This window comes from Tissierella praeacuta DSM 18095, from assembly GCF_900128955.1.
Lineage (GTDB): Bacteria > Bacillota > Clostridia > Tissierellales > Tissierellaceae > Tissierella > Tissierella praeacuta.
In genome coordinates, this window is the sequence record NZ_FQTY01000008.1 from 43433 (window position 1) to 68157 (window position 24725).

At 30.4% G+C, this 24725-nt stretch carries 25 protein-coding genes; 8 read left to right on the forward strand and 17 right to left on the reverse strand.

The features are described 5' to 3' along the window. Window positions 1-45: 45 nt before the first annotated feature. A complete protein-coding gene (locus BUB33_RS09830) occupies window positions 46-3480 on the reverse strand; it encodes a pyruvate carboxylase (RefSeq protein ID WP_072975992.1) in 3435 nt (1144 codons plus the stop codon). A 479-nt stretch (window positions 3481-3959) separates the two neighbouring features. Between BUB33_RS09830 and BUB33_RS09835 the strand changes: the two genes are divergently transcribed. The 4 genes from BUB33_RS09835 to BUB33_RS09850 all read left to right on the forward strand — a co-directional run bounded on the left by BUB33_RS09835 (window position 3960) and on the right by BUB33_RS09850 (window position 7347). Then, window positions 3960-4826: a DMT family transporter gene (locus tag BUB33_RS09835; protein WP_072975995.1), complete on the forward strand. Its 867-nt coding sequence runs from the start codon at window positions 3960-3962 to the stop codon at window positions 4824-4826. Window positions 4827-5059: 233 nt separating this feature from the next. After that, window positions 5060-5881: a transporter substrate-binding domain-containing protein gene (locus BUB33_RS09840; RefSeq protein ID WP_072975997.1), complete on the forward strand. Its 822-nt coding sequence runs from the start codon at window positions 5060-5062 to the stop codon at window positions 5879-5881. A 91-nt stretch (window positions 5882-5972) separates the two neighbouring features. After that, entirely contained in the window at window positions 5973-6629 is a 657-nt protein-coding gene (locus BUB33_RS09845; protein ID WP_072975999.1) for an amino acid ABC transporter permease, read from the forward strand. Next, window positions 6622-7347 (forward strand): amino acid ABC transporter ATP-binding protein, encoded by a 726-nt coding sequence (locus BUB33_RS09850; protein WP_072976001.1) that lies wholly within the window; start codon window positions 6622-6624, stop codon window positions 7345-7347. The genes BUB33_RS09845 and BUB33_RS09850 overlap by 8 nt, the downstream gene beginning before the upstream one ends. A gap of 59 nt (window positions 7348-7406) precedes the next feature. Here BUB33_RS09850 and BUB33_RS09855 read toward each other — a convergent pair whose 3' ends face one another. Further along, a complete protein-coding gene (locus BUB33_RS09855) occupies window positions 7407-8006 on the reverse strand; it encodes a nitroreductase family protein (protein ID WP_072976003.1) in 600 nt (199 codons plus the stop codon). Window positions 8007-8257: 251 nt separating this feature from the next. On the opposite strand from BUB33_RS09855, the gene BUB33_RS09860 reads away from it, so the two are divergent. From BUB33_RS09860 to BUB33_RS09875, 4 genes are all read left to right on the forward strand, one after another. Further along, window positions 8258-9721: a sigma-54 interaction domain-containing protein gene (locus BUB33_RS09860; protein WP_072976005.1), complete on the forward strand. Its 1464-nt coding sequence runs from the start codon at window positions 8258-8260 to the stop codon at window positions 9719-9721. Window positions 9722-9924: 203 nt separating this feature from the next. Further along, window positions 9925-10884 (forward strand): agmatinase, encoded by a 960-nt coding sequence (speB, locus tag BUB33_RS09865; RefSeq protein WP_072976007.1) that lies wholly within the window; start codon window positions 9925-9927, stop codon window positions 10882-10884. A gap of 37 nt (window positions 10885-10921) precedes the next feature. Further along, on the forward strand, window positions 10922-12388 hold the full coding sequence (locus BUB33_RS09870) for a YjiH family protein (protein WP_072976009.1): 1467 nt from the start codon (window positions 10922-10924) through the stop codon (window positions 12386-12388). Window positions 12389-12581: 193 nt separating this feature from the next. Next, window positions 12582-13052, forward strand: a complete 471-nt coding sequence (locus tag BUB33_RS09875; RefSeq protein ID WP_072976011.1) for a YbaK/EbsC family protein — start codon at window positions 12582-12584, stop codon at window positions 13050-13052. Between the two features lie 36 nt (window positions 13053-13088). On the opposite strand, the gene BUB33_RS09880 is transcribed toward BUB33_RS09875, so the two are convergent. Genes BUB33_RS09880 through BUB33_RS09950 form a run of 15 tightly spaced genes read right to left on the reverse strand, consistent with a single transcriptional unit; the run spans window position 13089 to window position 24697 of the window. Continuing rightward, the gene (locus BUB33_RS09880; protein WP_072976013.1) at window positions 13089-13655 is read right to left on the reverse strand and encodes a histidine phosphatase family protein; all 567 of its coding nucleotides are present in this window, start codon (window positions 13653-13655) and stop codon (window positions 13089-13091) included. Continuing rightward, complete coding sequence (cobS, locus tag BUB33_RS09885) at window positions 13646-14407, reverse strand: adenosylcobinamide-GDP ribazoletransferase (RefSeq protein ID WP_084725354.1); 762 nt, start codon at window positions 14405-14407, stop codon at window positions 13646-13648. Before cobS ends, BUB33_RS09880 begins: the two co-directional genes overlap by 10 nt. Next, entirely contained in the window at window positions 14377-14913 is a 537-nt protein-coding gene (cobU, locus tag BUB33_RS09890) for a bifunctional adenosylcobinamide kinase/adenosylcobinamide-phosphate guanylyltransferase (protein WP_072976017.1), read from the reverse strand. The genes cobS and cobU overlap by 31 nt, the downstream gene beginning before the upstream one ends. Window positions 14914-14927: 14 nt before the next feature. After that, window positions 14928-16001: a nicotinate-nucleotide--dimethylbenzimidazole phosphoribosyltransferase gene (gene cobT / locus BUB33_RS09895; protein WP_072976019.1), complete on the reverse strand. Its 1074-nt coding sequence runs from the start codon at window positions 15999-16001 to the stop codon at window positions 14928-14930. A 19-nt stretch (window positions 16002-16020) separates the two neighbouring features. Beyond that, complete coding sequence (locus BUB33_RS09900) at window positions 16021-16275, reverse strand: cysteine-rich small domain-containing protein (protein ID WP_072976021.1); 255 nt, start codon at window positions 16273-16275, stop codon at window positions 16021-16023. Continuing rightward, window positions 16276-17019 carry a precorrin-6A reductase gene (gene cobK / locus BUB33_RS09905; protein WP_072976023.1) on the reverse strand — a complete coding sequence of 248 codons (744 nt, stop codon included), beginning with the start codon at window positions 17017-17019 and terminating at the stop codon, window positions 16276-16278. Beyond that, a complete protein-coding gene (cobJ, locus tag BUB33_RS09910; protein WP_072976025.1) occupies window positions 17016-17738 on the reverse strand; it encodes a precorrin-3B C(17)-methyltransferase in 723 nt (240 codons plus the stop codon). The genes cobK and cobJ overlap by 4 nt, the downstream gene beginning before the upstream one ends. Continuing rightward, the gene (gene cbiG, locus BUB33_RS09915) at window positions 17731-18756 is read right to left on the reverse strand and encodes a cobalt-precorrin 5A hydrolase (RefSeq protein WP_072976027.1); all 1026 of its coding nucleotides are present in this window, start codon (window positions 18754-18756) and stop codon (window positions 17731-17733) included. The genes cobJ and cbiG overlap by 8 nt, the downstream gene beginning before the upstream one ends. Further along, on the reverse strand, window positions 18753-19508 hold the full coding sequence (gene cobM, locus BUB33_RS09920; protein WP_072976029.1) for a precorrin-4 C(11)-methyltransferase: 756 nt from the start codon (window positions 19506-19508) through the stop codon (window positions 18753-18755). The genes cbiG and cobM overlap by 4 nt, the downstream gene beginning before the upstream one ends. Further along, on the reverse strand, window positions 19501-20055 hold the full coding sequence (gene cbiT / locus BUB33_RS09925; RefSeq protein ID WP_072976041.1) for a precorrin-6Y C5,15-methyltransferase (decarboxylating) subunit CbiT: 555 nt from the start codon (window positions 20053-20055) through the stop codon (window positions 19501-19503). The genes cobM and cbiT overlap by 8 nt, the downstream gene beginning before the upstream one ends. Continuing rightward, window positions 20042-20638, reverse strand: a complete 597-nt coding sequence (gene cbiE, locus BUB33_RS09930; protein ID WP_072976043.1) for a precorrin-6y C5,15-methyltransferase (decarboxylating) subunit CbiE — start codon at window positions 20636-20638, stop codon at window positions 20042-20044. Before cbiE ends, cbiT begins: the two co-directional genes overlap by 14 nt. Further along, complete coding sequence (cbiD, locus tag BUB33_RS09935; protein ID WP_072976045.1) at window positions 20632-21708, reverse strand: cobalt-precorrin-5B (C(1))-methyltransferase CbiD; 1077 nt, start codon at window positions 21706-21708, stop codon at window positions 20632-20634. Before cbiD ends, cbiE begins: the two co-directional genes overlap by 7 nt. Continuing rightward, window positions 21705-22325, reverse strand: coding sequence for a precorrin-8X methylmutase (locus BUB33_RS09940; protein ID WP_072976047.1), 621 nt, complete (start codon window positions 22323-22325; stop codon window positions 21705-21707). Before BUB33_RS09940 ends, cbiD begins: the two co-directional genes overlap by 4 nt. A 2-nt stretch (window positions 22326-22327) precedes the next feature. Further along, window positions 22328-23647 (reverse strand): cobyrinic acid a,c-diamide synthase CobB, encoded by a 1320-nt coding sequence (locus BUB33_RS09945; protein WP_072976049.1) that lies wholly within the window; start codon window positions 23645-23647, stop codon window positions 22328-22330. Next, window positions 23648-24697: a pyridoxal phosphate-dependent aminotransferase gene (locus BUB33_RS09950; RefSeq protein WP_072976051.1), complete on the reverse strand. Its 1050-nt coding sequence runs from the start codon at window positions 24695-24697 to the stop codon at window positions 23648-23650. Window positions 24698-24725 lie beyond the last annotated feature (28 nt).

The following is a 24725-nucleotide window of genomic DNA, read 5'->3' on the forward strand; positions in this document are numbered from 1 at the left end:
TATTAAAAAGGTTAAGTTAATTATTTAACCTAACCTTTTTATATTCTATTCTAACCTTATTAAAAGTTCCCCTGCTTCTACATTTTGTCCTTCCTTAACGGCAATAGAGGATACAATTCCCGAAGCTGCTGCTGTAATCTGAGTTTCCATTTTCATAGCCTCAATTATTACAACTAATTGACCTTCTTCTACCTTTTCACCAAGTTTTACTAAAACCTTAGCTACAACTCCTGGAATACTTGATCCAATTTCAAACTTACTTTCCACATCTGCCATCTGTTTTTCAAAGGATTCTTTTTTTGCAATATTGCTTGCTTTATCCAAGATTTTTATAGCTCTTCTACTATCATTGACTTCAAAATACAAGGTTCTATACCCATCATCATCTAGTCTGCCTATTTCTAGAAGCTTAATGACTAAAATCTTTCCTTCTTCAACTTCTACTTCTCCAATTTCACCTTCTCTTAACCCATAGAAAAATATATCACTGTCCATTCTGCTAAAGTCTCCATGTTCTTCAATATATTTTAAATAATCTTCGAAAACTTTTGGATATAAAGAATATGACAATATATCCTTTCTTTGTGGAATTATATTATATTTTTCACTAATATATTTTTCTATTTTACCAAAGTCTTCAGGCTCTAATAATTCTCCTGGTCTACAGGTTATAGGTTCTTCTCCTTTTAATACCAATCTTTGAAGTTTTTCAGGAAATCCTCCAATCGGTTGACCCATCATACCTTGAAAATATGATACTACCGAATCTGGAAATGCCATATCCTTAGCTTTGTCATAAATATTTTCTGGAGTTAAATCATTTTGAACCATAAATATAGCCATATCTCCTACAACCTTAGAAGTGGGAGTTACTTTTACAATATCACCTAACATTTCATTTACAACTTTATACATTTCTTTTACATCTTCAAATCTATGACCTAGTCCAAAACTTTCAACCTGTGGCTTTAAATTGGAATATTGACCACCTGGAATTTCATATTTATATATCTCTGCAGTTCCTGATTTTAATCCAGATTCAAATTGATTATATATTGGTCTTATAGTACTCCAATAATCAGATATAATTTGTAAATCATCTAAATCTAAACCTGTACTTCTATCAGTATGTTCTAAAGCAGCAACTACTGAATTTAACGCAGGTTGACTTGTTAATCCTGACATACTATTAAAGGCAGTATCCACTATATCTACACCTGCGTGAGCTGCCATCAGTACTGTTGCTATTCCATTTCCGCTTGTATCATGGGTATGAAGATGTATAGGAATACTGATTTCTGATTTCAATGCTCTAATAAGTTCATAAGCTGCTTGAGGTTTCAATAGAGAAGACATGTCTTTAATCCCTAGTATATGAACTCCTGTCTTTTCTATTTCCTTAGCAGTCTTTATATAATAATCTAAAGTATATTTAGTCTTTGATTTATCTAATATATCACCTGTATAGCATATGCAAGCTTCTGCTACCTTTCCTACTTTTAACACTTCATCTATGGCTACTTCCATTCCCTTTAACCAGTTCAATGAATCAAATATTCTAAATACATCTATACCTCTTTCAGCAGATTCTCTAACAAATTCTCTAATCACATTATCAGGATAATTTCTATATCCTACTGCATTTGCACCTCTTAGAAGCATCTGAAATAATATATTAGGTATCTTTTTTCTTAAAATTTCTAGCCTATTCCAAGGAGATTCATTTAAAAATCTATAGGCTACATCAAATGTTGCTCCTCCCCACATTTCTAGAGAAAATAAATCTTTTCCCAGTACAGAAAGAGCTTTAGAAATCCTATACATATCAGCAGTTCTCATCCTAGTAGCCATTAGAGATTGGTGGGCATCTCTTAGTGTAGTATCTGTAATTAACAAGGACTTACTGTTTTTAATCCAATCTACTAAGCCTTCAGGTCCCTTTTCATCTAATATTTGCTTAGTACCATATTGTTCTTTAGATCTATTTACCTTTGGAACCTTTGGAATATCAAAATCTGGCTTATTTCCTTTTGTTTCATTTACTACCTTTTCTCCTATAAAGTTTAAAACTTTAAGCTCCACATCAGCTTTTGTAGTAATATCAAATAATCCTGGATTATATGTGATAAAACCAGTATCACATTTTCCAGCTAAAAATTCTTCATGATTTAATACATTTATTAAAAAAGGAATATTAGTCTTTACTCCTCTGACTTTTACTTCTTTCAATGCTCTTTTAACTTTCCTTGCTGCATCTTCAAAAGTTCTAGACCAAGAAGTTACTTTTACTAAAAGACTATCATAGTATGGGCTAATATTTGCCCCAGTAAATCCACTACCTCCATCAAGTCTAATACCAAATCCAGAACCAGTTCTATATATATCTATATTACCTGTATCTGGAGCAAAATTATTTAGTGGATCCTCTGTAGTAACTCTGCATTGTATTGCATAACCTCTTGGTTCTATGCTTTCCTGTCCTTTTATTCCTATTTCATCAGAATCTAAAGGATATCCTTCAGCTATTAAAATTTGGGATTGAACTATATCAATTCCAGTAACCATTTCAGATACAGTATGTTCTACTTGTATTCTAGGATTTACTTCAATAAAATAGTGGTTTCCATGCCTATCTAATAAAAATTCAACAGTTCCAGCATTTCTATAATTAACTGCTTTTGCTATTTTAACTGCATCATTACATATATTTTGTCTTTGCTCATCACTAATTGAAAATGCAGGAGTATATTCAATAACCTTTTGATGCCTTCTCTGTATTGAGCAATCCCTTTCAAATAAATGAACTATATTTCCATATTTATCTCCTAATATCTGAACTTCTATATGTTTTGGCTTTTCAAGATATTTTTCAATAAATATATCATCAATACCAAAGGCTTTTTTAGCTTCATTCTTTGCACTATAATATTCTCTAATTAAATCCTTTTCATCTTTTACTACTCTCATACCTCTGCCGCCGCCACCAGCAGCAGCTTTAAGTATAACAGGATATCCAGAAAACTTAGCAAATTCCATAGCTTCTTCTTCACAACTTACAGCCTTTTCAATTCCCGGGATAGTTGGCACTCCTACACTATTTGCTACCTTTTTAGACTTTATTTTATCTCCTAAATTATCCATCATTTCGTGAGTTGGTCCTATAAATTCAATGTCTACTTCTTTACATTTTCTTGCAAACTCTGGATTTTCAGATAAAAATCCATATCCAGGATGTATAGCATCTACTCCCTTTTTCAATGATAATTTAATTATTTCATCTATATTCAAATAAGCTTCTATAGGTCCTTTGTTTTTTCCTATTAAATAAGATTCATCTGCCTTTGTTCTAAATAAAGAATTTTTATCTTCGTCAGAATAAATTCCCACAGTTCTTATTCCAAGTTCATTACAAGCCCTAAATATTCTTATGGCAATTTCTCCCCTATTAGCAACTAAAATTTTCTTAAAATTTTTCTTCATTTATACCACCTCCATATTTCTCTTAAAATTCTTTTGTCCCTAAATCTATTATTATACAGTTTTTATTCCTCAATGAATATTATTTTTGCAAGTTCACCCTTTTCATATTTCTTTTTATATAATATAGTAATAATTCACTATATTATATACTTTTTCATAAAATAATGAATATTTTTTCCTTTAGGCTTCTTAAATCATTGGCTATCATGTTTATTAGCTATTTATATAGAAACATTTAGTTATAATTTCAAACTCTTACTTTAGTATGATAAATAATATTTTAAACAATTTTAGCATAGTTTTTTAATAATAGCAAGCATGTATTTGCAAGCTTTTATTTTTCTCTTGCATCATATTGGGATTTCGTATTAAAAAGTTAATATTATAATAAATTTAGGTCTTTTCTAGTATATTAATTGCTTATAATAAAAAAGTTCTATATACTTAAAATATGATTAATTACATAAGGGGGAAAATTTATGAATACTAAATTAAAGGGAATATTTTCAGTTATGATTTCTGCTATTATCTTTGGTAGTATGCCTTTAATGGCAAAAATAGTCTTTAATGAAGGTGGAAACCCTACAAGTTTAGCTTTCTACAGATTCTTGTTAATAATTCCTTTTTTATATATATTAATAAAAAGGAATAAGGAAGAAACTTTAAAGATTACTAAGGAGGAATTTAAAAAAATAATTCTAGTTGGCACCATTGGATATGGAGCAACAGCATTATTACTATATTTATCTTATAACTATATACCTTCTGGTATGGCAACAACAATACATTTTGTATACCCTGTATTTGTAATACTTGGATGTATATTATTTTTTAAAGAGAAACCAAATATTATAAAGATAATTTCAGTTATACTTTGCGTACTAGGAGTCTTAATGTTCTATGATGGCAATGGTAATATTAATTTTATGGGAATATTTCTTGCTTTTGCATCAAGTATTACATTTGCATTTTATACTATATACTTAGATAAAAGTGGTTTAAAAGAAATGAATACAGTAAAATTAACTTTTTACCTTTGCTCAATAGCTGCAGTTATGATGTTCATATTTAGCATAATAACAAAAACATTTACTATACATATGAATCCTTTAGGATGGCTAATGTCTTTATTCTTATCTTTATCAGTAGGATTGGGGGTAAACTTATTCCAAATTGGGATTAAAATAGTAGGACCTCAAAGCACATCTATTCTGAGTACCTTTGAACCTATTACCAGTGTCATTATAGGAGTGTTAATTTTAAATGAAAGTTTTGGAATAAGAACTTTCATTGGAATAGGAGCTATACTTATTGCAGTAATATTGATTTCAATTTTTGATAAATAAAAAGATGCAAGAAGAATCTTGAAAGTTCTTCTTGCATCTTTTTATTAAATGTAATATAATGGTTTTTAAAATTTACTATCATAAAGTATAAAGGAGGCCTTAATCTTGAAAAGTCCAGACAACTACGAGAGCACTTGGAATTCTATTACAATTCAACTTGGAAAGAATTCCGAAGACACCAGATTTTTCTCAAAATTATAATCAAATAATATATAATTTTGGGAGGAATAAAAATGTATAAAAAAATAATTATTAGTATTCTTATTGTAAGCATGATGGTTGCAATGGTAGGCTGTAATAAAACAGCTAAAAAAGCAGATTCAAACTCTATTGATGCAGGAAAACTTGATGAAATAAAAGAAAGAGGCAAGATAGTACTTGGTACAGCAGCTGATTATCCCCCTTATGAATTTCACAAGTTAATAAATGGTAAAGATGAAATAGTAGGATTTGATATTGATATTGCTAAAGAAATTGCAGCTGATATTGGAGTAGAACTTGAAATAGTAGATATGAAATTTGAAGGCTTACTTCCTGCCTTAGTTACCGATGATATTGATTTTATAGTTGCAGGTATGGTAGCCGATGAAAAAAGGAAAAAGTCTGTTGATTTCTCTGTTCCTTATTATCAAGGTAAACAAAGAATAATAGTAAGAAATGAAGATAAAGATAAATTAAAAGAACCAGAAGATTTTAATGGTTTAAAAGTTGGAGCACAAAAATCAACTATTCAAGAAGAAATTGCAGCAGAAAAGTTTTCTAATGCTGAATATGTAGGTTTAAGCAAGATAACTGATTTAGTATTAGAGCTTAAAAACAAAAAAATAGATGGATTAATATTAGTTGAACCAGTAGCTATTGCTTATGTAGCTCAGAATAAGGATTTATATATGCCTGAAGTTATGCTAGGTCAAGAAGATGGCGTGTCTGTAGCAGTAAATAAAGATAGTCAAGACTTATTAAAATCAATTAATGAAACATTAGATAGACTAATAAATAATGGTTCCATAGATAAATTCATTCAAGATGCCTCTGCATTAGCAGATGAAAATTAGATGAAAATATTTGGCAAAAGAAAATAGGCTAAATAAGCTTACTTTCTTTTGCCAATATCTTTAGACAACTTACATTTTAGGAGGTATATTAATGGATTTAGAATTTTTAATGGAATATTATAGTTATTTTTTAAGTGGTACTGCTACAACTCTTTTAATATCATTTTTCGGCGTAATTTTTGGAACGATTATTGGAATATTCTTAGCTTTAATGAAACTTTCAAATAATAGAATTTTAAAGGGTATTTCATCAGCTTATATAGAAATTGTTAGGGGTACTCCCTTAATACTCCAAATATATTTAGTATACTATGGTCTGCCTAAAGTCCTTCCTTTTCTTCCAGACTCTAGGCTATTTCTTGGAACTATGGCCATATTCCTAAATAGTGCAGCATATGTTGCTGAAATAATAAGGGCAGGTATTCAGTCAATAGATAAAGGTCAAATGGAGGCTGGAAGGTCTTTAGGTATGCCTTATGGCATGACTATGAGATATATAATAATACCTCAAGCCTTTAAAAATATTTTACCTGCATTAGGTAATGAGTTCATTGTTTTAATAAAAGAATCAGCAATAATATCTGTTATTGCTGTTCATGACATTATGTACAATGCTGATACATTAAGAGGTATAACCTATAAACCATTTGCTCCCCTAATATATGCAGGAGTAATTTATTTTGTTATCACTTTCTCACTTTCAAAATTAGTAGGTATTTTAGAAAGGAGGCTTGGTTCTGGTGATTAAAGTTAAAAATCTTTATAAACAATTTGGTGATTTAGAAGTATTAAAGGGAATTAATGAAAATATAGAGAAAGGTGAAGTAGTAGTTATAATAGGTCCTAGCGGCTCAGGAAAATCCACCTTTCTAAGATGCCTAAATTTATTAGAAATACCAACTAGGGGTGATATTTTCTTTAAAGATGTATCTATAACTGATGTAAATAATAATATAAATAAACAGCGTGAAAAAATGGGTATGGTATTCCAACAGTTTAACTTATTTCCTCACCTTACAGTATTAGAAAATATAACCATAGCACCTATGAAGATTAAAAATATGGAAAAAGAAGAAGCTGAAAAAATTGCTATGGATTTACTTAAACGAATTGGTCTAGAAGATAAAGCAAATGCCTATCCTAATAAACTATCAGGTGGACAAAAACAAAGAATAGCCATAGTAAGAGCACTTGCCATGTCACCGGATCTCATGTTATTTGACGAACCAACATCTGCTCTAGATCCAGAAATGGTAGGAGAAGTATTGGATGTAATGAAATCTTTGGCAAATGAAGGAATAACTATGGTAGTAGTTACCCACGAAATGGGTTTCGCTAAAGAAGTTGGAAACAGAGTAATCTTTATGGATGATGGTAAAATCTTAGAAAGTGGTACTCCTGATGAAATATTTAATAATCCACAACATCCAAGAACTCAAGACTTTTTAAGAAAAGTTATAAGATAAAATAATACTCCTCTCTAGTTTAATCTTATTTGATTATTTCTAGAAAGGAGTATTTATTATTATTTAAATATCTTAATTCTTTCTTCTAAAGAGCCATATTCTTTTTCTCCTGGTTCAGCAGTTGGTTTTCCAAATGGCATCTGAGCAATTAACTTCCAACTCCTAGGTATATTCCACTCTTTTTTTACATCTTCTTCAATAAGTTCATTATAATGTTGCAATGATGCTCCATATCCTTCTATTTCTAATGCTGTCCATATTACAAATTGATGCATTCCATTAGTCTGCTGAGACCAAATAGGAAAATTTTCTTTATAAGTTGAAAACTCTCTTTGTAAGTATTCTACTACACTAGAATCCTCAAAGAATAAAATTGTACCATAGGCTGACTCAAAGGAATTAATCTTTTCTTCAGTAGAAGAAAAGTTATCAGCTTCCACTATTCTTCTCAATGATTCTTTAGTTATATCCCACAGTTTTGTATGATGCTTCCCAAGTAATAAAACTACTCTTGTGCTTTGGGAGTTAAATGCTGATGGGGTATGCTTTACTGCATGTTCTATAATCTCTTGAATTCTCTCATCAGATACTACCTTATCTTTACTAATTCCATAATATGTTCTTCTCTTTTCTACTGCTTCAAAAAAATTCATTACCATTCTAATTCCTCCATTTAATTTTATTTCTATAATTTATATTAATTAATTATTTAATAATTTCTTTTAACTTATTATGTACTCTTATACCCATTAAAATACAAATATATCTTATGACTTGTCTATTCAATAGTACATAGGATCCACTCTTGTATCTGCCTTTAATAAAGCAAATTTAAGTGATATAATATAAAGACTAGAAAAACATACGAATTTATCTGAATGTATTTTTTTATTTTATGGAGGATAAAATTATGACTAAAAATAGCTTTACAAAGGATATTCCCTTTGTCGTAAAAAATAATGGCTTAAAAGACTGCCAAAATGCTTATGAAGATTTAATGGAAGAATTTAATGCTATTCTCGATGCTTCAAATGATGGAATACATATTACAGATGGAAAAGGAGTCACTCTAAGGTTTAATAAATCCTGTGAAAGGATTGATGGTGTAAAGGCTGATTATGTAATAGGAAAACATATGGAAGAATTAGTGGCAGAAGGTATATATTCCGAGTCCGTTGCTTTAGCTGTAATTAAAGAAAAAAAACAAATTTCTATGCTCCAGCAAGTAAATGGTAAGGAAGTTATAGGGACAGGAACTCCAATCTTTAAAAATGGAGAATTATATAGAATTGTTATAAACTCCAGAGATATAACTGAATTAAGAGATTTAAAAAGAAGTTTAGAAGAGGCTAAATTAATCAACAAAAAATATCAACAAGAACTAGATATTATCAGTTCTAAGGATAAAGCAAAGAATAATAACATCATCTATAATAGTGAAAAAATGGATAAAATAATAGATTTAGCACTAAGGGTAGCTAAAGTAGATTCAACAGTTCTTATTGAGGGTGAATCTGGTGTTGGCAAGGGAGTTTTAAGTTGTTTTTTACACAACAACAGTCTTAGATATAATAAACCTTTCATTAAAATCAATTGTGGTGCAATACCAGAAAACCTTTTAGAATCAGAATTATTTGGTTATGAAAAAGGATCCTTCACTGGGGCAAATAAAGAGGGAAAAGTAGGATTAATCCAACTAGCAGATAAAGGAACTTTATTTCTTGATGAAATAGGAGAACTACCACTGAATTTACAAGTAAAACTACTAAATGTAATACAAAATAGAGAATTAACTAAGGTAGGAGGTACTAATATAATACCTGTTGATATTAGGATTATTGCAGCCACAAATAGAAACTTACAGGATATGATAAAAAATAAAACCTTTAGAGAAGATTTATATTATAGACTTAATGTGGTTCCCATAACAATTCCTCCTCTAAGAGAGCGAAAAGAAGATATACCTCCACTTATTTTAAATTTCTTAAATAGGTTTAATGAAAAATATAATTATAATAAAAAAATAAGTCCAGAAGCTATGAAAATATTATTGCGTTATAATTGGTCTGGAAATATTAGAGAAGTTGAAAACCTTATTGAAAGACTAGTAGTTACAACTAATGATGATATTATTAATAAACAAGATATCATTGATTGCCAACTGGTTTCTATAACAGATTATTCAAGTTTCGATATAAATAAGATTAGCAGCTATAAAAATATTATTGCAGAATATGAGAAAAAATTACTCCTAGATATAATGTCTAAATGCAAAAGCACTCATGAAATGGCTGAAATACTTAACTTAGATAGAAGCACCATAAGAAAAAAATTCAAAAGACTAAATATTAAACTAGAATTTAAGGAGGAATAACTTCCCTCGAGGAAATCATTCCTCCTTAAATTCTTTGTATTGACTAACTCTTATTTCATAAGACTTTAAACATTTACAGGAGGAAATTATTCCTCCTGTTTTCAATATCCTTGTTGTAAATCATTGATTTATGGGCTTATTTTTTTGGCACAATACTTGCTATATAATATATCGAAAAATAAAATTTATTTGGAGGTATAACAATGGAAAATATTAATGCAAACCAACCAGCAAGTGCATCATCCTCACCAAGATTTGTTAACATGGGTACATTTATGAGGATGCCAAGAATTGACAAATTAGAAGGTTTAGACTTTGCTATTGTGGGAATCCCCTTTGACACAGCAAGTTCCTTTAGAACTGGTGCAAGATTTGGCCCTAATGGAATAAGAAACATTTCTGTAATGATGAAACCTAATAATGTAATAATGGAAATCAATATCTTAGATGAACTAAAGGGTGGAGACTATGGAGATATAAATATAGTCCCAGGCTATATATTACCTAGCTATGAAAAAATCGAAGAGGAAATGACTAAAATTGTCAATGCAGATGTTACACCTATAGCTTTAGGAGGAGATCACTCCATAACCCTTGCAGAATTAAGGGCAGTTGCCAAAAAACATGGTCCAGTAGCATTGGTTCATTTTGATTCCCATGCAGATATTAATGAAGAAGTATTTGGTGAAAAATATAATCATGGAACTCCTTTTAGAAGAGCTATTGAAGAAGGTCTAATAGATCCTTCACATTCTATCCAGATTGGTATGAGAGGTTCCTTATATGACCCTAACGAACATAAAATGGCTGCTGAACTAGGTCTAAAACTAATCCCAGCTCATAAAATCAGAGAAATGGGATTTGAAGAACTATTAAAACAAATTAAAGAAAGAGTAGGAGATAAAAAAGCTTTCCTTACTTTTGATATTGACTTTGTAGACCCAGCCTATGCTCCTGGTACAGGAACACCAGAAGTAGCAGGATTCACTTCACTTGAAACTTTAAATTTAATAAGAGGAATTAAAGAATTAAACTTTGTAGGTTTCGATATTGTTGAAGTCGCACCACCATATGATTTTGGAGAAATTACATCCTATATGGCTGCTAATATTGCTTTCGAATTTTTATCAATTCTTGCCCTAAAGAAAAAGAATAGTAGATAATAAGATAAAAATAGACCAAAGACTGGAGGATTTATATATGTCCCATACTTTGATTAAGGGAGATAATTTAGAAGAACTAAAAAAATTAAATCTAGATTTAAATGATGTGACAGTTCTAGACTCTTTATCCTTAAACAAAAAAAGCAGCCGAATAGGTTTGATAAAATCTATCTTTTTTACTGCAATTGCCATATTCATATTCTTTATACCTTTAACCATAAAAGGAACAACAGATGTCCCTTTTGGTTTTATATACAATTTTTTTATAAAGGCCTTAGGAAACTTTGGACTATGGTTAATAACTTTAGTTATAGTATTTACAGGGATTTTAAGTGTATATGGAAAATTTTTTGCTAAAAAGAACACTATGCTAAATAACTATTTTGGTGAAGATTCTGTATTTCATCCTTTTTTATATTCATTAGGCGGCTTCTTCACCTTAGTATATACTCTTGATGCAACAATCCCTGGCTTTACAGGACCAGAGTGGATAGTAGGCTCTAGCACTGGAGGAACTGTTGTCCCAGCAATAGTAATGGGTGTTGCGTGGATAATCCCTGTAGGCTGTTTCTTTATGCCTTTCCTGTTGAATTATGGAGTAATAGATTTTGTAGGCTCATTGATGGAACCTTTAATGAGACCTGTCTTCAAAGTACCTGGAAGGGCAGCAGTAAATGCTATAGCATCTTTTGTTAGTTCTTCATCTGTAGGGGTTTTAATTACAAATAAACTATATAATACAGGAGTTTATACAGAAAAAGAAGCTGTCCTAGTTGCTACAGGATTTAGCGCAGTAAGCGTAGGCTTTGCTTACATGGTAATTAAAACGGCAGGCTTAGCTGATCATTTCTTAAAAGTATATTTTATAGCATTATTCATTACCTTATTGATTAGTGCTATAATGTCAAGAATACCACCTCTATGTAAAAAGAAAGATATTTATTATAATGGTAAAATCCAAACGAAGGATGATATTAAAGCACAAAGAAATAGAGGAAAGGGAATTATTAAAACTGGTTTTGATAGGGCTATAAAAAAATCTTATACTGCTAATAATATTTTTAGGGAAATAAAATCCAGTTTAATTGATGGCTATGCTGTATTTCCTAAAGTATTGACATTATTAGCTTCTATGGGAATTTTAGGATTAATTGTTGCTGAGTATACTCCATTTTTTAATTGGATAGGCGCTTTATTTGTTCCACTACTTAAATTATTCCAAGTACCTAATGCAGTTGAAATAGCTCCTTCTCTCCCAGTAGGAATTGCTGAAATGTTTTTACCAGTATTATTAATTGCTGATAAAGTAGAATTACTAGATATAGGTGCTAGATATGTAGTCACAACTATATCAATAGTTCAGATTATTTTCTTTTCTGAAACTATAGTTGTAATGATGGCAGCAAAATTACCCGTGAAATTAAGTGAATTAATTATTTGTTTCTTTGAAAGAACTATTTTAGCTATACCGATAACTGCATTATTTATGCATATATTGTTTTAAATATTAGAACTACAAAGGTGGAGTTTATTAAAATACTCCACCTTGTATTTTATACCATTTATATGGTTCTTACTTTTCTAAAACTTAGATTGTGTAAACTATATTTACCTCTCTTTTTAAATTAAACTTGATTTTTTTGAATATTTACAGTATTATAGTTGAAATACTTAATTATTTAAAGGAGTCAAGGAAAATGGCTATAGAAAAAGTAAAAGATTATTTAAAGCAATTTAATAAAGTTGAAGATATTCTTGAACTGGAAAAGTCAACTGCTACAGTTCAATTGGCTGCAATAGCTTTAGGTACTGAAGAAGCAAGGATAGCAAAATCTCTATCCTTCTATGACGGAGATGGAGCCATGGTTATAGTAGTTGCAGGGGATGCGAAGGTTGATAATAAAAAATTTAAAAATGAATTTAACTTTAAACCTAGAATGTTAACTCCAGAAGATACCATAAGCTTTACTGGACATGAAATTGGAGGTGTATGTCCCTTTGCTCTTCCAGAAAATGTAAAGGTATATTTAGATAATTCTATGAAAAGATTTACTACAATGTTTCCCGCCTGTGGCAGCAGCAATTCTGCAATCGAGCTTACTTTAGATGAGTTAGAAAAAATATCTAAAAGCTCTAAATGGGTAGATGTTTGTAAAGGCTGGGAATAAAATTAAATGGCACAAGAAAACAACCCTCTTGTGTCATTAATTATAATTTAACTTCTTTATATATTTATATCCTTCGTCTATTGATATTATATTTATACTACCATTATCTACTTTAAACCTAAAGAAATAATCTGGATTGTCAAATATCCATGATAGAGCTAATCGAATAACACAATCATGAGTAATTAATAGAATATTTTCATCCTGTCTTGATATTTCTTCTAAGAATTCACTTATCCTACTATATACACCTAATATACTTTCACCTTTAGGTATAATATAATTTTGTGTATCATCTAACCATAGTTTAGTTTCATTGGGATAGATTCTTGATATTTCCTCAAAGGTCTTTCCAGTAAAAATTCCAAAATTAATTTCCCTAATCCTTAAATCCTCCGTACCTTCTAACTCCAAATTCTCTAAAGTTTCCACAGTTCGTCTTAGGGAACTATAGTATACCTTATCATAACTAAATTTTTTTAATAATTCTTTTGTATCTTTTATCTGCATTATACCTTTTTCTGTAAGGCTAGTATCATCTCTGCTAAAGATTCTTTGTATATTATCCTCTGATTCACCATGCCGTATCATAATTATATCCATAACATCACACCCCAAAAACCAAGTAAAGAAATGGTATCTCCTAATTCAATAACAGCACCATATACATCACCAGTAAATCCTCCTATTTTTTTATAAGCTATATAGGATATATATTCCCCAGCTAAAAAGTTAATTAATAGTGGAATTATATACCTTATATCTAATAATAGTAATATGATTATATAAATAATCCCACTTATTATCATTAGAATTTTTGGATTACTTTGATGAAATAAATCTCCTAAGCCTCCAGGTCTTGCATTTTTCTTATATGCTATTATTCTAGCAACTACTAATCTGCTATTTGCAAATGATAAAACTATAGCCAATGGTAGATTTTTAATGCTATAAATTAATATAAATTTAAACATAATTAATAGAATTAAACTAAGTACTCCAAAAGCTCCTATTCTACTATCCTTCATTATTTCCAAAGTTTTTTCCTTATCTCTATTAGATAAGAAGCCATCAAAAGTATCTGAAAGACCATCTAAATGCAGTCCACCTGTTGCTATTATTGTAGTTAATAATCCTAAAAAAGATGCAATTAAATTATTATAAGGATAAATTAAATAATATACTAATCCTCCCAATGCTCCTATAATTGCTCCCACTAATGGAAGAAAAAATATGCTATATTTAATATTTTTCCCACCAAAGTCTACATTTATATTAATAGGTATATGGGAAAAAAATTGTAAAGAAAGTATAAATCCCTTTATCATTTGATTTTCACTGGTATGCCACAGCATACCAAATAAACCTCATCTGCTAAAGATGCTAGTCTTTGGTTTACCCTTCCTTGAATATCTCTAAAAACCCTAGATATATGATGTTCTGGAACTATGGAATCTCCCACCTCGTTAGTTACCAAAATTAGATTATAGTTTTTTAATCTGATTTCTTTAACCAAATTTTCCAACTCTAAAACCACTTTGTTTTCTATTTTTTTTTGAAGATTATAGTCTATATAATCGGTATCCTTTGATATATCAAACATTATATTAGATGTAAGGACAGTTATACAATCAAGGAGATAGTTTTCCTCTTCACCTATGGAATCTTTAATACCATAATTCCCCTCATAGGTTCGCCATTTTTTTGGTCTAGATTTTTGATGAAGTTTTACTCTTTCTCCCATCTCAGTATCTGTTATTTTAGATGTTGCTATATATACTACATCTGTTTTATCTTTATATAGACTTTCTGCAAAACTACTTTTACCTGAACGAGCCCCACCTGTAACTAAAACTATCATCTTCTCACCTTCATTTATTCTTCTCTTATATCCACTAGTGCAGAGCTACTTAAGGATACCTCTTCAAATGTCCCCATATTTTCCAATGTATACATTCCAGCTTCTATAATCTGGAAAGCTAATGGACATCCTGTACCCTCTCCTAATCTCATACCTAGATTTAACATTGGTTTTAGTTGCAGTTCCTCCATTACATATTTTGCTCCTGGTTCTCCTGATAAATGAGATGGAATTATATATTCTTTAACTAGAGGATTTAATTTAACAGCACAAAGAGCTGCTGATGATGATATAAATCCATCTATTACTATAGGTTTTTTGTTTTTAGCAGCTGATAAAAATAATCCACACATACCTCCTATATCAAAACCACCTACTTTTGCTATTGTATCTATTGGATCTTCTTTATTGGGTTTGTTCAACTCTATTCCTTTTCTTATTACAGCCTTTTTATTAGTATGTTGCTCATCAGTAAGACCTGCACCTTTACCACAAGTTATATCTACATCTAAATCTGCCAATACAGATAAAACTGCGGCTGCAGTAGTAGTGTTTCCTATACCAACTTCCCCAGTACCTAAAATATCATATCCTTCACCATATAATTTATCACCAATTTCAATACCTATTTCTATAGATTTAATTGCTTCATCATAGGTCATTGCTGGTTCTTTTACAAAATTCTTTGTTCCATCTGCTATCTTTCTATTTATTATTCTAGGATCATTTATTTCTCCTATTACTCCCACATTTACCGTTACAATATCTGCATTAGCATATTTCCCTAAAGTTGCAACTCCCGTTACTCCCTTTGGCATACTCTCCGTCAATACCTTAGTAAAAATTTGAGGTGCTGAACTCACCCCTTCATCGGCTACTCCATTGTCACTACACATTACAACTATTGCTCTTTTATCAATTCTATTAACTACTTTTCCAGTCATACCTGCTATCTTTATAGTAGCCTCCTCTAAAGTACCTAAACTGCCCATAGGCTTAACTAATGCATCCCATTTTTCTCTTGCTAGTTTCTTAGCCTCATCCTTTGAAGGATTTATTGAACTTATAGTTTCTTTTAATAGATTCATATGTATTCCACCCTTTTTATTATTTATTTCTTTTCATATTGTTTCTCTCAATTAATTTTTTGTTTATATAATCGTATCCATTTGGTCTATGCGGTATAAGGCAGTTGGAGCAATCTTTAACACCATAATTTTCTATATGATTTCCACCACAATCCTCCATAAGATATAATGGACAATAACAAAACATACAATTAAATTCTTCCTCATTTTCTACCTTATGACATGGAAAATATTCGCAAGCTGTATTTCTATAGAATCTATATGAGTTCTCCACTTACTTTCCCCCCTTATTTTTTTCCCTAATTACTTTTTCCACTAAATCTAAATCATTGATTCCTCTTTCATATTCTCTGCCTATTACTATTGGTTTTATGCCTAGTTCCTCACAAGCTAATAATTTTTCTAGAGTACCACCCTTATCCCCACTATCTTTCATAACACAATATTCTGTCTTGTATTCCTCAAGCATAGCTTTATTATATTTTTTAGAAAATGGACCTAATACTGCCACTATATCTTTCATCTGTATATTATATTTTCTACATTCTTCTATGCTTTCAATAGCTGGAAGTATTCTATAGATAAATCTATTATTTCCTCGTATTTTCTCAAAATCTCCAATATTTTTAGATCCTGTAGTAAAAAATACTGTGCCAGAAATTGTTGATAGATAGTCATAGGCTTCCTCATAGTTATTTAAATAAATAGCATTTCCCCCTAGATATGTTTTATCCCTCATATATCTAATATAATATATTTCCAAATCCTTTGCTACCTTTTTAGCATTTTGTGATACTATTTCAGCATATGGATGTGTTAAATCTACTATTAAAGAAATTTGATTTTCTTTACAAAATTCTACCATTTCCTGATAATTCATTCTTCCAACTAATACCCTATTACTATTTATAAACTCTTTTCCTCCATCTGTAGCTATGGTAACAATATAGTTATTTAAGTCCTTTATTCTATCTACTATTTCCCTAGCCTCACTGGTACCACCTATTATCCAAATCATTTTATATTATATCCCCTAGGTGTGATAATTCTATTATTCTTTATATAAGAATTTGAATTTCCTATAAGGAGTACAGATAGCATGTCTACCTTTTCATAATCTATATTATCTAAAGTAGTAACTGTTATTTCTCTCCCTGCTCTGCCTGAATTTTTAACTATACCTACTGGAGTACTTCCCTTTCTATGGTTTAAAATTATATTTACAGCCTTCTCTAGATGAGTTTTTCTTCCCTTTGATTTAGGATTATATATGGTAATGACAAAATCTGACTCTGCTGCTTTTTCTAATCTATTTTCTATTACTTCCCATGGAGTTAATAAATCAGATAAACTGATGGAAGCGTAATCATGCATAATAGGGGATCCTAGTTCTGCCGCTGCTGAAAATGAAGCAGTTACGCCAGGTATTACTTCTACTTCTATATCTTCTGCTAACTCAAGAATTGGCCCCGCCATTCCATAAAGCCCTGCATCTCCTGTACTTACTATTGCCGTATCCTTTCCATTTCTCACCATATCTATGGCAACTTTACACCTCTCTATTTCTCCTTTCATTCCTGTAGAAAACAATTCTTTTCCTTCTACTAGATCCCCAAGATATTCAATATATGGTGTATATCCCACTATTACATCACTAGATCTTATTACTTCTACTGCTTTATAGGTCATATGCTCTCTTCCACCTGGACCTATTCCTACTACGTATAATTTAGCCATTTCTTATCTCCTTTGATATTGATATTGTAATCCCATTATGTTTAGATTTATTTACAATTAATTCTCCCCCAAGTAAATATGCAGAAGGCTCTGATACTGAATAAACACCTATATTATCCTTAACAAATTGAGATTTATCAAATTTATCTTGTACTTCTTTTATTTCATCTATAGTAAATATTTTCATTGGACAATTAAAATGCTTTGATGCATCTATAATTCCTTTTTCATTTTTTTTAACCTCAACTGTACCAATAGCTTTTATACTATTAACAGATAATTTTGCCTTATAAAAAACTTCTTCTATAGCTTCTATTATCCTCATAGCTTCTATATCTTTCCTGCATCCTACTCCAATATTAATATTCCTTGGTCTTAAATATGCAATTGGTATATTGATATTCTGTAAATTTATATCCTGAGAGCTGACAATAATCATACCATCTATATTAGGATTCATATGGTCCAAATCTTCCAATACTGTAAGATTAGGATAATTTATTATTTTATTATCCTCTGAATAAAATCCTATGTTTTTTCCATTTACCATCATAGCTGTTATCTTTTTTATAGATTCCATGTCTTCCAAATAATATTTATTCCTCTTGGCAAATAAATCTACAGCTTCTATTTTTCTATTATCTGATGCTGTTGTAATAACTGGAATTGCATTTATCTTTTCTCCCAACCATTCTGATAGTTCATTTGCCCCTCCTAGATGTCCAGATAATAGAGATATGGAAAATCTTCCGCAATCATCTATAACTACAACAGCTGGATCTTTTATTTTATCTTTTATATATGGAGTTATCATTCTCACTGCTATTCCAGTTGATGAGATAAATACTAAACCATCATATTCATTCCAAACATAATTCATTATCCCTTTTATCTTATCTTCTACTTCTCCATTAGCATAGTGAGTTAATAGATACTTTCCATCATCTTTATTTAGATTTTTTAGCCTATCACCTATTTCTTTCCCTTTTTCCGTAAATGATAGACAAGCTATTTTCATTTTGATGCACTCCTAAACTTATGGGTAAAGCTTGGGTCATATAACTTTGACCTTTCATATTCTCCTTCTATAAAATCCCCTACTAAAATTTGTGCCATTTTATTAATGCCTTCTTCCTTTACCTTTTTCTCTATATCTTTAAGTGTTCCATATATTATCTTCTCATCTTCCCAAGTAGCCTTATATATTATGGCTACTGGCACATCATCTCTTCCATAACCCTTTACTAATTTTTCTACTACTCTACTTATTTCTTGCACTGATAAAAATATTGCCATGGATGCTTTATGTTTAGCCAAAGACTCTAAGTCTTCTTCCTTTGGTACTGGAGTACGCCCCTCTATTCTAGTTAATATAATTGTTTGACTAACATCTGGAAGTGTAAACTCTTTTTTTATAGATGCACAGGCTCCAGTAAAAGAACTAACTCCAGGAACTACTTCGTAAGAAATTTCCTTATTATCTAATAAATCCATCTGTTCTCTTATGGCTCCATATATTGTAGGATCTCCTGTATGTAATCTAACTACCTTTAAATCATCTTTTACTGCCACATCCATTACTTCAATTACTTCTTCTAATGTCATTGAGGCAGAATTATATGTTTTAGCTCCTTCCTTGCAAAATTCCAAATGTTCCTTAGATACTAAAGAACCTGCATATATAACTACATCAGCTTCCTCCAAAAGCTTTCTCCCCTTAACTGTAATTAAGTCTACATTCCCTGGTCCTGCACCTACAAAACTAATCATCATATTTCACTCCTTTTACTATAAATATTGGGTTTTGTCCTTTTAAAAGCCCTATTTTATCCATGACAGATATTTGTACTAATTGTACTTCTATATCTCTATAATTATATTTATTTAATAGTTCCATAAACTGGTTTAAATTTTTTAGGGTTATAAAATTCCCACATAATATTCCCTTATGTTCTAAATTTTCTTCTAAATATAAAAATATCTCTTCTAATTTACCACCAGAGCCGCCTATAAAACATTTATTAAACTTTTGATTTGGAAGATTTTGGGGAGCTTCTCCATGTACTATATTAACTTCTACATTGAATTTATTAGAATTACATTTAATTAATCTTATTCCTTCTTCTTCTCTTTCAATTGACCAAACCTTAGCACCATGAGCAGCTGCTTCTATAGATACAGAACCTGTTCCTGCTCCTATATCAAGTAGTCTATCTCCTTCTTCTATTGACAGATATCCCATAATTAATATTCTAATATTAAATTTAGTCATGGGAATATTTCCCCTTATAAAATCTTCATCTTTAACCCATTTCATTTTCAACTACCACCACTCCAAGAAATGAAACATTCTCTATTTCTTCTCCAATATTTTTTATAATTATTTTCTCATCATCATAAGAAAGGTTAAATCCTACATAAATCTTTCCTTTAATATTTAATTTATATAATTCCTTTGATATTTTATTAGGTGAATTGTCTTTATCCACTAACAATATACTAATTTTATTGGATTTAACACTATCTAGATCTTCATTTCTTCCATGAAGGGATAGAAAATTTGCCCCTTGCCATGATTTTTGAAGCTTTCCCATCATATATTGAAAGGATGATAATCCAGGCAGTACTTCCTTTACTTTTAATCCTTTTTTCTTTAAGTAATCTACTATGCCAAAAAAATTCGGATCTCCTGAAGCAAGTAATAGTAGTTCTTTTTCCACATCTATGTATTTCATTATTTCTTCTACTTTATTTATCTCTATAATATCATCTCTAATGGATTTAAGGGAATTTGCTACCCTTCCAAAGGCTAAGATATGCTTTGCATTTTCTATTCTCATCTTTACATCACAAGTTAAATATTTGGGATTCCCCGGGCCTACTCCAGCTACAGTTAACATAGGGTTACACCTCTTTCCATAGAATAAATAATTACCTTTACTTTGTAGTTTTCATCCTTTAGATACTTCCTTATCCTATCCTCAGCTCCCTTTTCCATACGCCTTATGACTTCACCATAGCCAGCATCTATACATATATTTAATCCTTCCTCTGCAGTAACGGCATTATTTACTCTATTAAGTAATTCCATTGGTGCTCCCATAAGTGCTAAATAATATATAAATGCTTCCATTCGACCATCACAGATCTTACTATGGGTATTAAATACACCTATGGATAATTTAGAGAATTTACCTATATGACCTATCAAAGTTATGGATTTAAACCCTTTATTGTAAATATATAATAAACTATTCCCTAAAAAATTTGATACCTTTACTTTAGGCTCCTTTATCCCTAATTCTTCTGCTAATTTTTCTCCATAGTTTCCCGGTACTAAAACAATATTAGATTTTCCATAAGTTTCTTCCAACATATCTATTTCCATATATATTGTCTTTATAAGAGCTTCCTCCGACATGGGATATACTATTCCTTTAGTACCTATAATTGATATCCCACCTTCAATACCAATATTTTCATTAAAAGTCTTCTTTCCAATTTCTTCTCCTTGAGGTGCAAATATTAAAATATCATATCCACTATTTGAAACTTCTCTTACTTCCTTTTCTATCATCTGTCTTGGTACTGGATTTATTGCTGCCTCTCCCACTTTGCCAAATAACCCTTTTCTTCTTATTCTTCCTATTCCCTGTCCACCTTCTATAATAACTTGTCCGTCATCTCTCTTTGATAATGTTGCATATATTTCTATTCCATCTGTATTGTCTGGGTCATCTCCTGCATCCTTTATAATTGAACATGTAGCCTTTTTACCGTCAATAGATGGATTATTTACTTCTAGCTTTAATTTAATATTTGCCGGAGTATCTATTTCCACATATTTTACTGTCTCTCCTGTTTCAATCATAATTGCTGCTGCCTTGGCTGCTCCTGCTGCACAACTACCCGTAGTATATCCACATCTCAAACTTTTTCCTTCTTTTATTATATATAAATCTAAGCTCATCTACCTACCACCATATATAATAGAGCATTGATTATTGAGGCTGCTACATTGCTTCCTCCTTTATTTCCAACTGTAGATATAGAAGGCATATTAAACTCCCTTAAATATTCCTTAGACTCAGCGGCTCCAACAAAACCAACGGGAACTCCCACTATAAATCTTGGATTAACTTTACCTTCTTTGACTAATTCCAATATCCTAAATAATGCTGTAGGTGCATTTCCTATTACGAATATATCAATTCCCTCCCCTACAGCTAAATCCACAGCACAGGCTGATCTTGTGGTGCCAAGCTCTTTGGATAATGAAAATACCCTATCATCATCTATAAAACATTTCAATTCACAACCAGCCTTTGCTAGTGCTGGTTTATTAATACCAGTATATGCCATCTTAGTATCAGTAAATATAGTCTTTCCTTCTGAAATAGTTTTTTTAGCCTCTTTAATAAAATTATTCTTGAATACAATTATATTTCTATAGTCAAAATCCCCAGTTGTATGAATCATTCTCTTTGCTACTATCTTTTCTTCCTCTGAAAATTTAGTATCTCCCATAACTTCATCTATAATGTCCATACTTTTATTTTCTATTTCCATAGGATTTTTAATATACACTATTATCCCTCTCTTCTTATGTTTTCTACATTATCCAGTAAATAATTAAAAGCCTCCATATTTCCAAGGAAATTAATATGCTGATAATAGGCCAATACATTTTTATAAATATATCCACATTGCCATTTTTTCTTAATATTCATTGGTTTAGTAATATTAAATACTGGTTCTTCTCTTAGTTCTATTATAGAGCGATGATATTCATTTCCTGTAATCATACTTTCTCTTTTCCCCAATAGAGTATCTTTATTTAATAAAATATTTACATATCCAAATCTTTGCAATCTGCCTGTCATAGTAGCACTACCATTGAATAGATTACACATTGAATAGTCTTCTATAGAAGATACTAAATACATAAATCCCCCTGCCTCAGCTATAATAGGCTTTCCAGTCATGGCATTTTCTCTTATAGAGCTAATCATCTCTATATTTGAAGATAACTCCTCTTTATATAATTCTGGATAACCTCCGCCAATATATATAAAATCTGATTTAGGAACCATATTATCCCTAATAGGAGAGAAATATTTTACATTGCATATATTCTCAAACAAATTTAAGTTTTCATTATAGTAAAAGTTAAATGCTTCGTCATAGGCTATAGCAACATCTATATTTCTTTTTCTTTCATATTTATAGGAAGAAACTTCTATTTCTTTAGATAATTTCAATATTTTATCTATATCTATTGTTTTTTCTACAGATTCAGCTGTCCTAGATATTAACTCCTCACAATCAGTATTTTCATAGGTTTGCATCAATCCTAGATATCTAGATTCAACTTCTAAAGAAATATCCTTCGGAAGATATCCTAATACTTCTATATCTATATACTCCTCTATCTTTTCTTTTAATAATAAAAACATCTCTTTATTAACCTTGTTTAATATAATACCTTTTATCTTTGAGCCAGGGAAATCTACCATTCCTTTAATCTTGGGAATAACTGAAAACATCTCTCCCTGAGGTCTATAAACTAATATTGCAGGAATATCTAATTCTTTAGATATATCAAAGCTTGAATTTTCATAAGTATTATATATACCATCAAAATATCCCATAACACCTTCTATAACACCATATTCTCCATTATTCATAGACAAGGATTTTTTTATACCACTTCTTCCCATTAAATGTATATCAAGATTTCCAGCTCTTTTTCCAGATGCAAGCTCTAAATATTTTGTATCAATAAAATCAGGTCCTGTCTTAAAAGCAGAAACATCTAATCCTCTATTTCTAATTGCCCTAATAATTCCAAGAGTAATAGTGGTTTTTCCTGTATTGCTCGATGGAGCTGTTATCATTATAGTCCTCATCTAAATGCTCTCCAATTCCTTGAAAATTCTTATAAGTTTTATGTTGTTTTCCCTATCCTTTATAGCCACTCGAATATATCCTTCTGGTAAGTCTACAAAACTAGAACATTTCCTGATAACTATCCCCCTGTGTAAAAAGAAATTAAATACATATTCCTCATTCCATTTTAATAGCTTAATTAATATATAGTTTGTTTCTGTAGGAAATACGATTATGTTAGAAAGTTTTGATAACTCTTGATACATATTTTTCCTTTCATTTTCTATATATCTTTTACTGTCATCTATATATTGCTTATCATTAAATATAAAATTACCTGCTGCTTCAGCGAAGGAATTTACACTCCAAGGTAACTCTATATTATTTATTTTATCAGCTAATTCCCTTGATGTACATCCATAACCTAAACGAATACCAGGTAATGCAAAAAATTTTGTAGCAGCCCTTATGATACCTAAGTTTTCATAATTTGTTTGTCTAAATAACTCTATACTATCATAATCCATGGAGCAAAATTCAAAAAAAGCCTCATCTAACAATAAATATGCTTCTGCCTTTTTAACCATATTATATATCATTATAAGTTCTATTTTATCTATTCTAAGACCTGTTGGATTATTTGGATTACCTAGTATTAACAAATCATCTTTCTCTATTTTATTTCCTATATCTAAAATATCTATGGTGAAATCAGAGTTATATGGAACTCTAATTACCTCTTTTCCATGTATAATACTTCTTTTTTCATATTCTAAAAAAGAAGGCGTGCAAACTATTACTCTATTAGCTAAAATTATAAAATTATCTATTAATTCTACAGCACCATTACCAACTATTACATTGTTTTCATTGCAATTCAAATAATTGGCTACAGAATCTTTTAGCCTTCTATATTTAATATCCGGATATGCCTCTAAATTTTTAAAACTATCTATAATTATCTTTTCTAAACCTTTTGGTGGTCCCAATGGATTTATATTGCTACTGTAATCTATTAACTCACCATCATAGCATCCTTCATATGATAGTAAGTCTCCTCCATGCTCCATTTTATCACCTTCTTTGTATAATTTAAAA

Excerpts from the sequence above, each read along its gene's own strand:
- BUB33_RS09830 (WP_072975992.1), bottom strand. The coding sequence starts at position 3,480 with ATGAAGAAAAATTTTAAGAAAATTTTAGTTGCTAATAGGGGAGAAATT.
- BUB33_RS09835 (WP_072975995.1), top strand. The coding sequence starts at position 3,960 with ATGAATACTAAATTAAAGGGAATATTTTCAGTTATGATTTCTGCTATT.
- BUB33_RS09840 (WP_072975997.1), top strand. The coding sequence starts at position 5,060 with ATGTATAAAAAAATAATTATTAGTATTCTTATTGTAAGCATGATGGTT.
- BUB33_RS09845 (WP_072975999.1), top strand. The coding sequence starts at position 5,973 with ATGGATTTAGAATTTTTAATGGAATATTATAGTTATTTTTTAAGTGGT.
- BUB33_RS09855 (WP_072976003.1), bottom strand. The coding sequence starts at position 8,006 with ATGGTAATGAATTTTTTTGAAGCAGTAGAAAAGAGAAGAACATATTAT.
- BUB33_RS09860 (WP_072976005.1), top strand. The coding sequence starts at position 8,258 with ATGACTAAAAATAGCTTTACAAAGGATATTCCCTTTGTCGTAAAAAAT.
- speB (WP_072976007.1), top strand. The coding sequence starts at position 9,925 with ATGGAAAATATTAATGCAAACCAACCAGCAAGTGCATCATCCTCACCA.
- BUB33_RS09870 (WP_072976009.1), top strand. The coding sequence starts at position 10,922 with ATGTCCCATACTTTGATTAAGGGAGATAATTTAGAAGAACTAAAAAAA.
- BUB33_RS09875 (WP_072976011.1), top strand. The coding sequence starts at position 12,582 with ATGGCTATAGAAAAAGTAAAAGATTATTTAAAGCAATTTAATAAAGTT.
- BUB33_RS09880 (WP_072976013.1), bottom strand. The coding sequence starts at position 13,655 with ATGGATATAATTATGATACGGCATGGTGAATCAGAGGATAATATACAA.
- cobS (WP_084725354.1), bottom strand. The coding sequence starts at position 14,407 with ATGCTGTGGCATACCAGTGAAAATCAAATGATAAAGGGATTTATACTT.
- cobU (WP_072976017.1), bottom strand. The coding sequence starts at position 14,913 with ATGATAGTTTTAGTTACAGGTGGGGCTCGTTCAGGTAAAAGTAGTTTT.
- cobT (WP_072976019.1), bottom strand. The coding sequence starts at position 16,001 with ATGAATCTATTAAAAGAAACTATAAGTTCAATAAATCCTTCAAAGGAT.
- cobK (WP_072976023.1), bottom strand. The coding sequence starts at position 17,019 with ATGATTTGGATAATAGGTGGTACCAGTGAGGCTAGGGAAATAGTAGAT.
- cobJ (WP_072976025.1), bottom strand. The coding sequence starts at position 17,738 with ATGGCTAAATTATACGTAGTAGGAATAGGTCCAGGTGGAAGAGAGCAT.
- cbiG (WP_072976027.1), bottom strand. The coding sequence starts at position 18,756 with ATGAAAATAGCTTGTCTATCATTTACGGAAAAAGGGAAAGAAATAGGT.
- cobM (WP_072976029.1), bottom strand. The coding sequence starts at position 19,508 with ATGATTAGTTTTGTAGGTGCAGGACCAGGGAATGTAGACTTAATTACA.
- cbiT (WP_072976041.1), bottom strand. The coding sequence starts at position 20,055 with ATGAAATGGGTTAAAGATGAAGATTTTATAAGGGGAAATATTCCCATG.
- cbiE (WP_072976043.1), bottom strand. The coding sequence starts at position 20,638 with ATGTTAACTGTAGCTGGAGTAGGCCCGGGGAATCCCAAATATTTAACT.
- cbiD (WP_072976045.1), bottom strand. The coding sequence starts at position 21,708 with ATGAGCTTAGATTTATATATAATAAAAGAAGGAAAAAGTTTGAGATGT.
- BUB33_RS09945 (WP_072976049.1), bottom strand. The coding sequence starts at position 23,647 with ATGAGGACTATAATGATAACAGCTCCATCGAGCAATACAGGAAAAACC.
- BUB33_RS09950 (WP_072976051.1), bottom strand. The coding sequence starts at position 24,697 with ATGGAGCATGGAGGAGACTTACTATCATATGAAGGATGCTATGATGGT.